Here is a 13516-nt window from a genome sequence, read left to right as displayed (position 1 = left end):
CCCTTCCTTTAAATATATTAAGGATAAAATATACAATCTAACATATCATTACAATTATAGTTAAAAAATAAGGGAAATTATATGACAAGAGATGCAAATACAAACAATCACTGACCATTAATCTACAACCAACCCCACACCCCCGCACACAAAAAAAGCACCAGGTCCCCCCAATGCTTTTCCTCAAATCTAAAATAAATGACAAGCCACCTTATGCCCTTTCGCAATCTCGACCATCTTCGGTACTTCCTGCGCGCATTTTTCAGTGGCGAATTTGCAGCGCGTTCTGAATTTGCAGCCGGATGGTGAATTGAGCGGGCTTGGAACTTCACCCTCTAGGATGATTCGTTCTTTTCCTGCGTTTGTTGGGTCTGGTTCTGGCATGGATGAGAGTAGTGCTTGTGTGTATGGATGTGCCGGTTTTGTGTATAGGTCTTCGCTGTCGGCAATTTCTACTATGTTTCCTAAGTACATGACTCCGATTCGGTCTGATATATGTCTTACCATAGATAGGTCATGTGCGATGAATAAGTATGTGACGCCTGTTTCTTCTTGGATGTCTTGCAGCATGTTTACGACTTGTGCTTGAACTGAGACGTCGAGTGCTGAGATTGGTTCGTCACATAGGATGAAGTCCGGTTTTACAGATAGTGCGCGCGCGATGCTAATTCGCTGTCTTTGGCCTCCGCTAAATTCGTGCGGGTAGCGATATAGGTGTTCTTCTTTTAGGCCAACTTTTTTGAGTAGGTCTAGAATGATTTCTTTTCTTTCTTCGGCTGTGTAAGAGCCGTGAATGTTCATCGGTTCGCTAATAATTTGGAACACGTTCATTGCCGGGTTTAATGACGCGTATGGATCTTGGAAAATGATTTGCATTCGTTTTCGATATTCTTTTAGTTCACTTTCCTTTAAGCTTGCGATATCTTTTCCATCGAATAAAACGTTGCCTGAAGTAACATCGTGTAAACGAATGATACTTCTTCCTGTCGTTGATTTTCCGCAGCCAGATTCTCCTACTAATCCGAATGTTTCACCCTTTTTAATTGTGAAGCTAAGGTCATCGACTGCTTTTAATTGCTCCGTTTTTCTGCCGAATAGTCCTTTTTTAATAGGAAAATACTTTTTTAAGTTCCGAACTTCAATTAAGTTTTCTTCACTCATGGGAATCACCTACTTTTTCATCGTTTAGCCAGCACATAGAGCGTCTTTCGTTTCCGATTTCAAAATATGGCGGACGTTCTTTTTCACAAATGTCCATCTTATGCGGACAACGCTCTGCGAATGGGCAACCTTTCGGCGGATGTAGTAAGTTTGGCGTTACACCTTGAATTGGCGCGAGTCTTTCTTTTACGCCGTTCGATATTTTCGGCAAGGAGTTTAATAGCCCTTTCGTATATGGATGATTCGGCGATTGGAATATATCAAGTACAGGTCCTTCTTCCATAATAAGCCCGCCGTACATAACGATGACACGTGTACAGTTTTGCGCGACAATTCCTAAGTCGTGCGTAATAAGAAGTAACGCCATATTCGTTTCGTTCTTTAAGTTTTTCATTAAATCTAGTATTTGTGCTTGTATCGTTACATCAAGTGCTGTCGTCGGTTCGTCCGCAATGAGAAGGTCTGGATTACAAGACATCGCCATTGCGATCATAACTCGCTGCTTCATACCGCCGCTTAGTTCATGCGGATATTGTTTTACCCTTTCTTCTGGTGAAGAAAGACCGACTTGTTTTAACAAGTTGATCGCGATCTGCTCTGCTTCTTTCTTTTTCACTTTTTGATGTCGTATAATTACTTCCGTCATTTGCTTCCCAATTTTCACGACTGGATTTAGCGCCGACATTGGATCTTGAGAGATAAGTGAAATTTGATTTCCTCGAATAGAACGCAATTCTTTTTCAGATTTAGAAAGGATGTTTTCATTATGAAAAAGAATCTCTCCTTCTTTCACTTTCCCTGGCGACGTAACGAGAGACATAACGGACTTTGCCATTACACTCTTTCCGCTTCCAGACTCCCCAACGATACCGACTACTTCTCCTTTATTTAAGCAGAATGTAACGCCGCGAACTGCTTCAACTTCGCCACTTTCTATGAAAAAAGAAGTCTTTAAATTTTTCACTTCTAGTAGTTTTTCAGACACGTTTCTCACTCCTTTCACTTAACACGTTAGTTTTCATGTCCAGCTCCTTTTGGCGCGAAAGCTTTCTTAAGCGCTTCACCAATTACGTTAAAACTAAGTACCGTTAAAAGGATAAGAAATCCTGGGAAGAGTGTTAAATACCAAGCTTCACCAATATATCCTTGCGCATTGTTTAGCATGCTGCCCCAAGAAGAATCTGGTTCTCTAATACCTAATCCTAAGAAGCTAAGTGATGATTCCATTAAAATCGATGTCGCAATAGTTAATGTCGCGGCGATTATAATGGTTGATAAAATGTTAGGAATGATATGTCTTACAATTATCATGAGTGATTTTTGTCCTGATACTTTTGCGTATAAAACGTACTCTCGCTCTTTTACAGATAACGTTTCTGCCCTTACGATACGCGCAGTGTCCATCCACGTTAGTAATCCAATAATAAGAACTAACGTCGTAATTCCTGGTTTTAAATACGCATTTAATAGTAGCATTAAAAAGAATGATGGAATTGACATAAGTACTTCAACAACTCGCATTAAAAAGTTGTCTAACTTTCCGCCAAAATATCCGCTAATTGTTCCAACTGCAGTGCCGATTGTAATAGAAACAACCATCGCAAGGAAACCGACCGCAAGTGAAACGCGTCCGCCATATAACGCCCTCGTTAAGTAATCCCTTCCATAATCATCCGTTCCGAAAGGATGACTTAAACTCGGTTCTTGTAAACGATCTGGAATCGACATTTTACTAGGATCGTATGGCGATACGAATGCAAAAATTGATGCGATCGTTAAAACCGAAAGTATAATAACTCCCATTACTACAAACTTATTTTTTGTAAAACTACTTTTTATCGTTTGAAATCTCCTATTATTCATTCCAAATCACCCCCTCATGCGAATGCGCGGATCTACTACGCCATATAAAATATCAGCAATTAAGTTACCGAGAATTAACATGAATGATGATAGTAATGTAATTGCCATGATAATCGGATAATCAAATCTAAAAATAGCATTTACCCCCAGTGAACCAAGTCCTGGCCATGAGAATACTGTTTCCGTAATAAACGCTCCGCCTACTAAACTTGGAATCGATAATCCGAAAATTGTAATGATCGGTATTAATACATTTCGAAGTACGTGATTAAATAACACTGTTTTCTTTGAAGCGCCGTACGCATATTGAATTTGTACATATTCTTCTTCTAATTGCTGAATCGTACTTGAACGAATATATCTCATATAAACAGATACGTTTTGGAACGCTAGCACCATGCAAGGTAAAATGCCGTGTTGCACAATATCCCAGACAGAATCTTTACCTACGGTGCGCATACCCATACTCGGAAGTAGGTTCAATTTTAAAGAGAATAAGTAGACTAATAGTAGTGCAAACCAGAAAACCGGCATAGAAATACCAACGTATGAAATAAAGTTTATAATGCGGTCAAAGTATGAATTCTTTTTCACACCTGTAAATAATCCAAGTGGTATTGCGATTACGAATGAGACGAGTAAAGATGATCCCATTAACCCAATTGTTGCAGGTAATCTTTCTGTGATAAGCTCCAAAACAGGACGATGATTTTGAAGCGAGTAACCAAAGTTTCCTGTTAAAATGTTTTTTAACCATAAAAAATACTGCACGTAAATGGGTTGATCTAGTCCTAAACTTTTGCGAATACGCTCCACGTCAATTGGACTCATATTCGGCGTGACAAAGTTTCGAACCGGATCCCCTGGCGCTAATTTTATTAATAGAAAAGAAATAATAGAAATAACAAATAAAAGTGGAATTGCATTTAAAAGCCTCTTTGCAATTACTTTATACACAAACTTCCCCCCTCAGGATAAAGCGAAACTTTAATCAACCTGCACCAATTAGGCTTTAATGGACAATCCGACGACTCCCGCCCTACTTCCTCGCATTCATCGAGTTTTGAGGCGGGAGTCTTACTGCCCGTTGAAGCGGGATAAAGAAGCTGATTTCCACCAGCTTCTTTACTGTTTCTTATTTCACTTCATAAATCTTAGATAGATCTTCAAACATTGTGACAGGAATTGCTTTCGCTTCTTTTAATCCATCAAACTTTTTATCTACTGCAATAACTGCTTTCGGATAAGCGATTGGTAGATAAGGTACGTCTTCTCTAGCTGTCTCTTGAATTTTATGGTATAGCTCTGCGCGTTTTGTTTTATCAGTTTCAACTGCAGCTTCTTCCCATAGCTTATCGAAGTCAGCATTTTTATAACGTGCATAATTGTATTCTGCATTACTTAAGAATAAGCTCTTATATGAATCTGGCTCAGGTCCCATAATGTAACCACCAAATGTAATGTCATATTCTTTATTCTCTTTATCTAAGCCTTTTTCGCTTGCCGCACTAGCATCTAATGCATTTAGTTCAACTTGTAAGCCAACTTCTTGTAATTTTTGTTGTGTATATAACGCTAAGCTTTCCATAATTTTATTATTCGTTACATACATAACTCGTACTTTTTCTTTATCTTTCACGCCAGCTTTTGCTAATAAATCTTTCGCTTCTTTTTTATCATACTTATAGTCTTTAATATCTTTCGCATAATACATAGCATCTGGCGTTAAGATTGAATTTGCTGGTTCTGCAAATTCACCTGAAACGAACGCTGAGTTAATCATTTCTTTCTTATCTAACGCATGCGCAATTGCTTGGCGCACTTCTTTTTTCTTCATCAAATCTGTATTCATGTTATAAGATAAGTAGAATAATCTACCTTCAGGGAATGTCACCATTGAGAAGTTCCCAGTGCTATCTAATTTCTTAAAGTCTTGCGGCTCAATCATCTTCATGTTGATTTGACCATTTTGCAGTGAAACATTTGCTGTATTACGGTCTTTTACAACGCGGTATACGATAGAGTCTAATTTAGCTTTACCACCTACATAATCATCGAATCGATCTAATGCAACGTACTCATCTGATTTATACTCTTTAAACTTAAACGGACCTGATCCAACAGGCTGTAAGTTTTTCGTACTCTTCGCTAAATCTGCTTCCCCTTCAAATACATGTTTCGGAATTGGGAAGAAATCATTCATTACACCTTCGAAAGATGCACTTACTTGCGGTAAAACAAATTGAGTCGTTAACTCATCTACTTTTTTCACCTCAAGCGGTTTTCCTTTAAAAATAAAGTTTTCACGACTTGAGCTATTTTGCTTCTCATCTAAAATAGATTGGAATGTAAATGCTATATCGTCTGATGTAATTTTCTTACCATCATGCCATTTTAAATTATCTTTTAATTTCAACGTCCACGTTAATTGATCTTCTGAAGGCGTAAAGCTCTCAGCAAGAACAAACTTTTTCTTACCGTCTTCCATGTGATATAGCGGCGCATATAAAGCTTGCTGCACAGTTAATGACACACGATCGTTCGCATAAAGCGGATTCATCGTATCTGGATTATCGCTAACACCAATCGTTAACGCCCCTCCATCTTTCGGATTCCCTGACTTACTAGTGCCCGCTTGCTTCGAAGAATCTTTTTCCCCAGAACAAGCCGCTAATGCAATAAATAGTATTAGGACAAATGGTAATGCAAATAACTTCCGTTTCATCTTTCGGTCCCCCTCGAACTGTTTATACCCATAAGAAAACTCGGAATTAATCCCGAGTTTTCTTATAAGTTTTAAATTACCACTACCAGTATGTATTGTCAAACTTTTTCGCAAAGGTAGAAAGTTTGAAATCTATTAATAGAAACAAATACCTCCCACAAAAAAAGACCACCAAAAGGCAGCCTCAAAATTCAATCCTATTCCCTATCCCACGCTCCACCGCTTTCTCATACAAATACTTCGCAACGATAATATCTACTACGGCCAAGCCAACTGATTTGAAAATAGTAATCTCTTCCTCATTCTCTCTACCAGCTTTTTCACCGCTTATAATTTGACCAAGTTCGGCGTGTATGTCGCTAGCTTTAAATAAACCTTCTTTTATTGGCACTTGAAGATCGCCCGTTTCTTCTAATGCTGCTTCTTTTGATTCGACTACTACTTTGTTTGCGTTCGCGATGGCGTGAGATGGTAGTTCTTGCATGCTCGGTCTGAATGAACCGACGGCGTTTATGTGGACACCTTTTTGTAGTTTTTCTGAGAAGACTGGTGTAGATGCATTTGTTGTTGTGACGATGATATCTGCTTCGCTTATCGCTTCATTTGGATTTCTATAAACGTAAGCAGGTTTGCCGAATGTCGTTTGTATATGTTGCACGAATGCATACGCTTTTTCTTCCGTTCGATTGTATAAAATGACCTTTTCGATATTTCTAACCGCGAATACTGCTTCTGCAATTCCTTTCGCCTGTTCACCGGTTCCAATAATACATAAAGTTTTTGCGTTATGACGAGCTAAATATTTTGTTGCTACTCCTGATAAGGCACCTGTTCGGATCATCGTTAAGTACGATCCTTCTAAAAGTGCGAGTGGTTCTCCCGTTTGAAAGTCTGATAGCATTACAATCCCGTTTATCGTTTTCTTTCCTATCTTTTTGTTCTGCGGGGCGACTGTTACTACTTTTAAGCCGAGTGCCTCAAGTCCTTCCGCTACTGAAGGCATAATTAATGCCGTATTTTGTTCGCTTGCAAATGGTAATGAAGTACGTATTGGTGTGATCGTTCTTTCTGCGGAAAATTCTTGTAAAGCAAGCGCCGCGTATGCAATGACTTCGTTCATATTTACTAAGTTTCTTTGTTCGTTTGCGCTTATGACTAGCATATCTTTCCACCTCCTCCTTCTATCCTAACAAAAATCCCCGATTCAAATCATCTCTCGGATCTAATACAAACTGATGAAATCCTGTAATAAATGCCTGCCCGGTTACTTTCGGAACGATTGCTTCATATTGAGCTACCTCTGTTACAGATAATACTTCTCCCACAAAATGACCATCTGTGATACATTCGTGGATAAAAGTTTCTCCCTTTTGTAAGGCACCTTTTTCAAAAAGAGTTGCGAGTCTCGCAGAAGTTCCTGTGCCGCAAGGAGAACGATCTACTTGCCCGTCAGCAAAGATTGTTACATTTCGTAAAGTAGCATCTTTTTCTTTCGGTTCATCTGAGAAAATAACACCGTATATTCCTTTTAAACCTTCTTCCAATGGATGTTTTACTTCCATTTGACTTTCAATATCATGTTTAATTTTTCCGCCCCACGTTTGAATAGCAGGTAAGTCTTTGAAATCGACTTTCAAACCAAATTCTTTACTATCCACTACAGCATAAAAGGCTCCACCAAACGCGATATCTACTTGAAATTCATAGTTATCTATTTTGATAGGAACGTCTTTTTTATATACAAACGAAGGAACATTTTCAAATGATACTGACTCTACTTCACTCCCGTTAAACTTTGCGTACGCAATAACTTCCCCGGCAGGGCTATCAATAATGAATTTTTGCTTTTCACCAGTCACTTCAAACATACCTGTTTCAATTCCTACTGTAATAACAGCAATAATGCCGTGGCCGCACATCGTACTCCAGCCTTCATTGTGCATAAATAAAACACCAAAATCAGCGTGAGCACTTGCAGGCGGTGTAACGATACAACCATACATCCCGTGATGCCCTCTCGGTTCATACATAAGAATTTCACGAAGGTGATCCAAATGTTCCATACAGTATGCGCGTCTTTCTAGTTGCGTTTCTCCCTTTATCTCTGGCACGCCGCCCGTAATAATTCGAAGCGGTTCCCCAGCTACGTGCGCATCAATAGTTGTGTATATTTTGCTAACCTTCATTTCTATCTCTCCCCTATATATTAATACTATTTTCATTGCAAGTATCATGCCAACGGATAGAGTATAAAGTGAAACTTTAATCAGTAGGGAGTTTGTCCATCCCCGACTGATTATTAGCCCACACCAATCGGGCTTTTACGTGCAGCCCGATCCCCACCTAATTTCTTTGCTTTCGCTGAATTTTGAGGCGAGGGTCTTACTGCCCGGCGAATAGCGGAATAAATCTGTATACATTTTTCAAAAAAACATACACTACTGTCTACTTTTTTATACAGTAAACAGTTGGTGACTATTAGCCTCCAATTTAGCCCCACACTCACCAAACCTCAAAACAAAAAAATCCCCCGAAAACCCTGGGGGATCCATCAAACCCTCACCGCCACCACATCCGGCACTTGCTTAGCAATTTCCTCACCAATCTTTATACTTGCCGTTGCAGCTGGAGATGGTGCATTACAAATATGTAGAGAATTGATGCCAGGAATAATGCAAAAGTCATCAACCATATTTCCGTTTGATAAAATAGCTTGTGCCCTTACCCCTGCATGTGTTGGCACGATATCTTTCTCTGTTAGTTCTGGTATGAGGCGCTGTAAGCTTTTTAAAAATGATTGTTTACTAAATGAGCGCACCATCTCTTTTATGCCTTCTTTCATATTTGGCATCGCCATTTTCCAAAAGCCTGTGTATGTCATTGTTTCCATGAAGTCTTTCATATTAAAGTCCGTTTTCGTATAACCTTCGCGCTTGAAGCTTACTACTGCGTTTGGTCCTGCATGTACGTCTCCGTTTATCATTCTTGTAAAATGAACACCTAAAAACGGGAATTCTGGGTTTGGAACTGGATAAATTAAATGTTTTACAAGATGGCGTTTTTCTGGGACAAGTTCGTAATATTCACCACGAAACGGAACAATTTTCATATCAGTTAATATACCTGTCTTTTTCGCAATGCGATCACTATGCAAGCCAGCGCAGTTAATGAGAAATTTCGTTTTAAATGTGCCTTTGTTTGTCTCAATTGTTACAGCATCTTTTTTCTCAGTAATACGCTCTGCGGTTGTTCCTAAGTGTACTTCACCGCCGCTTTCTTGAATTAAGCGAGCAAATGCATAACTGACTCCTTTATAATCAGCAATCCCGCAAGAAGGAACACGGATGGCCCCTAGTCCCTTTACATGAGGTTCAATTTCAGCTAATTCTTCCTTATCTATTTTTGAAATGTGTAAATCGTTTTGTAAGCCTCTCTCATATAAGTTATGTAAAAGAGGAAGTTCTTCTCTTTCTGTAGCGACAATTACTTTTCCGCACATGTCATAAGCGATGTCATTTTCTTTACAAAATTGAACCATAGCTGCATTTCCTTCTTTGGCAAACTTCGCTTTATAACTCCCTGGTTTATAATAAATGCCAGAATGAATTACTCCGCTATTATGTCCAGTTTGATGGTGTGCAAGTTCCTTTTCTTTTTCAATGATCGCGACTTTCGCACGAGGGAATTTTTTCGTTAAAGCCATTCCAGTTGATAGACCAACAATTCCTCCGCCAATAATTATAAAGTCATACACTCTAATTCCCCCTTAATCGTATAAAGTGAAACTTTAATCAGTGGGGTTTCGTCCATCCCCACTGATTATTAGTCTTCACCAATCGGGCGTTTACAGGCAGTTAATCTTCCACCTAACTTCTTTGCTTCAGCCGAATTTTAAGGTGGGAGTTTTACTGCCCGGCAAATAGCGGGATAAAAGGCAGGTCTATTCAAAAGACCTGCCGTACATATTATTTAGAAAAACAACCGCGCTGACGCATGAGTTCTCTATATAAATCTTTATTCTTCTCAAATGCAGCTCTTCCGTGCATCCAAAATAAATTGTTTAAAAGAACTAAGTCACCAACTGGTAATTTTAATGCATGTGTTGCCTGTGAGTTTTCAACTGAATAGGATAAGTCTTTCAAATAGTTTGCTTGTTCCATATTATCTGGATAAGCGAACTGATCAATAAAGCAAATACATGGTGCGTTATTTATATCAAAAAACGTTTCACGATAGACGATTTCTTGCGCATTTTTACTTGGTGGTGCTTTATACGTAATTTTAACAGATGCGAGTGAATGGTTTCTAAATTTTTGAAGATCTTCCCAATCGTCTAAATGTAGTAAACGAGATTCTCCTCCTACTGCATTTTGCTCTTCCATTTTCATCATAAGAAGCCAATCTGTCGGTTCATCAACGAATGTACCGTCCGTATGAAGTGTAAACAATCGGTACGCTTGACGAAGGTAAGAATCACTACTATCCGTATCTTTCACATTAAATCTTGCATAATACGTTCCTGTCATTGCATCGAAGTTTGGTGCCCCAATTAAATGTGTTATTGCTGTTGCAAATTTCACGTAATCTGCTGGATCTGCCGTTTCACCTTGCACCCCAATTGTAAATCCGCCCGTTTCACGGTCATGAATAATGCCGCGAATGTTATCCATAAATGATTGCCCAAAAATCTTTCTCATTCCATCAGCAACATTAAACCGTGAATACGGAATGTATTGTAATGACTGCTCTGAATGCTCTTTTACCTCTTCAAAAAACTGCTTAAGCAATTGCTGATTTAACATAATATGATATAAACGTTTATGCTCCGGATGAGGAATAATTTCATAACCCTCATATTTTTTTGCAAACTTCATCTTCGTACTTTGTTCTGTAATAATCGACATTTCAATTCCTCCCTAAATGAAATATGAAGAACGTATTGACGCTTTTTACAGACAGTTATCCTTATCTTCTTATGCCGAGATTTGGTCTTACTGCCCTAACAGCAAAAAGCCAGTCATACGCACCACGACAGAAAATCGTAGAAACGTACAACTGGCTTATCATTACGAGTGTCTTTAATCTCTTAAAGTACAATAATAATAGACAGTTCATATGAAAACATGTGTAAACAGGAAAACAAGATCGAATTTAGAGAAGGCTAATTTCTCGAATGGATCTTATTAATTAAATAATAATTCTAAATATTCTAACTGTCAATTCGTTTTTTATTATTTCCTCGACATACTTTACACATTTTATAAATCCCCTTTTTTCGCTTCTTGTTTTACAACTTGAATTTCTTTTCACGTATTCATCTTACTTACTCCCAAATAAAATAAGCCAGTCGCATCTCTTTAAAGGAAATACAACTGGCTCTCATTTATCGTCATAAACTAGACATTGATTATAAATTTGTTTCCTCGTACTCTTCCACAGGCTTTTCATCATTTAAATAACTTACATATTGGCGATGCAAATCTTTGACCGCACTGACGATAGCATTTTGCGCTTTTCCTTGATAATGATCTGTAATATCTTGCACAATTTCTTCAATACCATCTCGTAAACTATGTCCTCTTAAAATTTGGGCGACGAAGCCTCTCCCGTGCTCTGTTGCAAGCGTACATGACGCTTCAATAATGACATGATATTTATGATCTGCTTCAATTGTAATTGTTAACGTTTCGTACATACTGCGAACCGCCATCCCTTTCGGAAGTCTCGAATGTCCAGCCATGAAAAAAGTTCCTTTGCGCATATTTCACCCTCCGTTACTATGTTAAAAGCCAGAAAAGCATCGTATACAGCTGCATTGAATTTTATTTACTCCCCTTATCCTTCTAGCTCGTACTCCTGCTAAAGAAGCTCAAGTGGAAAGAAGTTACTCTCTTCATTTTCAAATATAAATCCGGGCTTACAGCGAGGCTACTCACTGCCATCCGATACTAAATTAATCATAATGTAAATAAACTGAATATTCAATATTAATTTGATAAGAAAGTTCCAAATCCCCACAACATATACTGTTCAAAAGAAAAAAGGAAGTGGTCTCATGTATTACGGAACAAAAGGCTGGTACGTAGCTGAACTTAAAAAATTAGGTGTCCGCTATCATGAAGGACGAAAACTAGAAAGTTACCGCGGACACGTATTGCGCAATTTATTAATCGCACAACAAGAGAAAACGAAAGAAGAGGAATCTAACATCGATTGATTCTCGAAATATATTAGCGGTTCAACATGGTATATTGACTTATCGACAAATCATTCCCCCATTCCACCAACCAATCACACATTCATACAAACCAAAAAGGCCACCCTAATGAAGTGCACCCCAATTGTTAGACACATAATTAACAATTGGAGGTGCATTTTTTATGGCTAAATTTTCTTCAAAAGATAAAATACAAGCAGTAAAACGATATCTAGAAGGTACGGAAGGCGGAAAAACCATTGCTAATTCTATAGGGGTTCATCCTAGAGAACTTTATCAATGGATTAAACGGTTTGAATTTTCAGGGGAAAAGGCGTTTGAAAAACGCTATACAACTTACTCTCTCGAGTATAAACTAGATGTAATTCATTATATGAATGAAAATGGGACATCTCTGAGAGAAACAGCTGCTTTTTTTAATATTCCTTCTTGCGAAACACTCCGAAAATGGAAAGTAGCATATGAAACAGAAGGATTAGATGCCCTAAAATCAAAGAAAAAGGGGCGTCTAACCATGGCCAAAGAAAAAGCTAAGCTACAACATTTAAAACAAAACGAAGTATCTCTTGAAGGTTCTATAGAAGCGCTACAAGCAGAGAATGAACGTCTGCGTATGGAAAATGACTATTTAAAAAAGTTGAATGCCTTAGTTCAAAAGAAGAAAACATCACAGACCAAGACAAAGCGCAATTGATTTATGAATTAAGGCATAAATACAAGGTCGTTGACCTTGTGAAAGTCGCTAATATCGCTCGTAGTACGTACTATTACTGGATGAAACAAGCGAAACGTCCAGATAAATATAAGAAAGTTAAAGAATTAATTAAAGAGATCTTTAGTGAGAATTTTGGGAGGTATGGTTATCGTCGTATTACATTGGAATTACGTAATCGAGGCCATGCATTAAATCATAAAACCGTTCGACGTTTAATGAATATCCTGGGATTAAAATGTCTTGTTCGATTAAAAAAATATCGTTCATATAAAGGGACTGTCGGGAAATTCGCTCCTAATATTTTAAAACGTAATTTTCACGCATCAAAACCAAATGAAAAATGGGTAACAGATGTGACGGAGTTCCACTTACATGGTAAAAAACTATATCTATCACCCATTTTAGACTTATATAACGGAGAAATTATAGCTTACAATATAGAACATAGACCTGCCTATTCCCTTGTTTCTAAAATGTTGAATAAGGCGTTTCAACGTTTGAATGATAAGGAAACTCCTATTTTACACTCGGATCAAGGTTGGCATTATCAAATGCGACAATATCATCAGTCGCTTAAAAAACATAACGTTATCCAAAGTATGTCCCGTAAGGGAAATTGCTTAGATAATGCAGTCATGGAAAATTTCTTTGGCTTATTAAAGTCTGAATTACTTTATCTTAAAGAGTTTGAAAGTATGGAACAATTTAAGCAAGAACTAGAAACTTATATTCATTACTACAATCACAAAAGAATTAAAACAAAACTAAAAGGATTGTCCCCTGTGCAATACAGAGTTCAATCCTTAGTAGCTGCTTAATATATTTGTCTAATTTT

12 protein-coding genes are annotated in these 13516 nt (G+C 38.0%); 2 read left to right on the top strand and 10 right to left on the bottom strand.

The window, feature by feature from the left end; all coding sequences use genetic code 11:
* Window positions 1-189: 189 nt before the first annotated feature.
* From MHH42_RS04600 to MHH42_RS04555, 10 genes are all read right to left on the bottom strand, one after another.
* Complete coding sequence (locus tag MHH42_RS04600) at window positions 190-1161, bottom strand: ABC transporter ATP-binding protein (protein ID WP_141522470.1); 972 nt, start codon at window positions 1159-1161, stop codon at window positions 190-192.
* A complete protein-coding gene (locus tag MHH42_RS04595) occupies window positions 1154-2146 on the bottom strand; it encodes an ABC transporter ATP-binding protein (protein WP_070172782.1) in 993 nt (330 codons plus the stop codon). Before MHH42_RS04595 ends, MHH42_RS04600 begins: the two co-directional genes overlap by 8 nt.
* Before the next feature lie 26 nt (window positions 2147-2172).
* Entirely contained in the window at window positions 2173-3024 is an 852-nt protein-coding gene (locus MHH42_RS04590; RefSeq protein ID WP_001065314.1) for an ABC transporter permease, read from the bottom strand.
* A 6-nt stretch (window positions 3025-3030) separates the two neighbouring features.
* Entirely contained in the window at window positions 3031-3981 is a 951-nt protein-coding gene (locus MHH42_RS04585; RefSeq protein ID WP_000278784.1) for an ABC transporter permease, read from the bottom strand.
* A 178-nt stretch (window positions 3982-4159) separates the two neighbouring features.
* Entirely contained in the window at window positions 4160-5749 is a 1590-nt protein-coding gene (locus tag MHH42_RS04580; RefSeq protein WP_070172781.1) for an ABC transporter substrate-binding protein, read from the bottom strand.
* Window positions 5750-5933: 184 nt separating this feature from the next.
* Window positions 5934-6911 (bottom strand): ornithine cyclodeaminase family protein, encoded by a 978-nt coding sequence (locus MHH42_RS04575; protein WP_016107914.1) that lies wholly within the window; start codon window positions 6909-6911, stop codon window positions 5934-5936.
* A gap of 19 nt (window positions 6912-6930) precedes the next feature.
* Complete coding sequence (locus MHH42_RS04570) at window positions 6931-7983, bottom strand: proline racemase family protein (RefSeq protein ID WP_002038054.1); 1053 nt, start codon at window positions 7981-7983, stop codon at window positions 6931-6933.
* Between the two features lie 317 nt (window positions 7984-8300).
* Complete coding sequence (lhgO, locus tag MHH42_RS04565; RefSeq protein ID WP_000271848.1) at window positions 8301-9503, bottom strand: L-2-hydroxyglutarate oxidase; 1203 nt, start codon at window positions 9501-9503, stop codon at window positions 8301-8303.
* Between the two features lie 211 nt (window positions 9504-9714).
* The gene (gene glaH, locus MHH42_RS04560) at window positions 9715-10653 is read right to left on the bottom strand and encodes a glutarate dioxygenase GlaH (protein WP_070172780.1); all 939 of its coding nucleotides are present in this window, start codon (window positions 10651-10653) and stop codon (window positions 9715-9717) included.
* 503 nt (window positions 10654-11156) lie between these two features.
* The gene (locus MHH42_RS04555; RefSeq protein ID WP_001225458.1) at window positions 11157-11510 is read right to left on the bottom strand and encodes a DUF3870 domain-containing protein; all 354 of its coding nucleotides are present in this window, start codon (window positions 11508-11510) and stop codon (window positions 11157-11159) included.
* Window positions 11511-11735: 225 nt separating this feature from the next.
* Here MHH42_RS04555 and MHH42_RS04550 point away from each other — a divergent pair, with 225 nt between their 5' ends.
* Entirely contained in the window at window positions 11736-11966 is a 231-nt protein-coding gene (locus MHH42_RS04550) for a YflJ family protein (protein WP_101557945.1), read from the top strand.
* A 163-nt stretch (window positions 11967-12129) separates the two neighbouring features.
* A protein-coding gene (locus tag MHH42_RS04545) for an IS3-like element ISBth167 family transposase (RefSeq protein ID WP_087949097.1) occupies window positions 12130-13499 on the top strand; the annotation gives its coding sequence in 2 pieces (ribosomal slippage) (window positions 12130-12595 and window positions 12595-13499; 1371 coding nt in all).
* The last annotated feature ends 17 nt before the right edge of the window (window positions 13500-13516 follow it).

It is taken from the genome of Bacillus sp. FSL L8-0099 (genome assembly GCF_038006385.1).
In the GTDB taxonomy this organism is placed as follows: domain Bacteria; phylum Bacillota; class Bacilli; order Bacillales; family Bacillaceae_G; genus Bacillus_A; species Bacillus_A toyonensis.
This window is presented reverse-complemented; position numbering and strand designations above follow the sequence as displayed.

What these genes read in the sequence shown, in the direction of transcription:
- MHH42_RS04600 (WP_141522470.1), bottom strand. Translation starts at nt 1,161, where the DNA reads ATGAGTGAAGAAAACTTAATTGAAGTTCGGAACTTAAAAAAGTATTTT.
- MHH42_RS04590 (WP_001065314.1), bottom strand. Translation starts at nt 3,024, where the DNA reads ATGAATAATAGGAGATTTCAAACGATAAAAAGTAGTTTTACAAAAAAT.
- MHH42_RS04580 (WP_070172781.1), bottom strand. Translation starts at nt 5,749, where the DNA reads ATGAAACGGAAGTTATTTGCATTACCATTTGTCCTAATACTATTTATT.
- MHH42_RS04575 (WP_016107914.1), bottom strand. Translation starts at nt 6,911, where the DNA reads ATGCTAGTCATAAGCGCAAACGAACAAAGAAACTTAGTAAATATGAAC.
- MHH42_RS04570 (WP_002038054.1), bottom strand. Translation starts at nt 7,983, where the DNA reads ATGATACTTGCAATGAAAATAGTATTAATATATAGGGGAGAGATAGAA.
- glaH (WP_070172780.1), bottom strand. Translation starts at nt 10,653, where the DNA reads ATGTCGATTATTACAGAACAAAGTACGAAGATGAAGTTTGCAAAAAAA.
- MHH42_RS04555 (WP_001225458.1), bottom strand. Translation starts at nt 11,510, where the DNA reads ATGCGCAAAGGAACTTTTTTCATGGCTGGACATTCGAGACTTCCGAAA.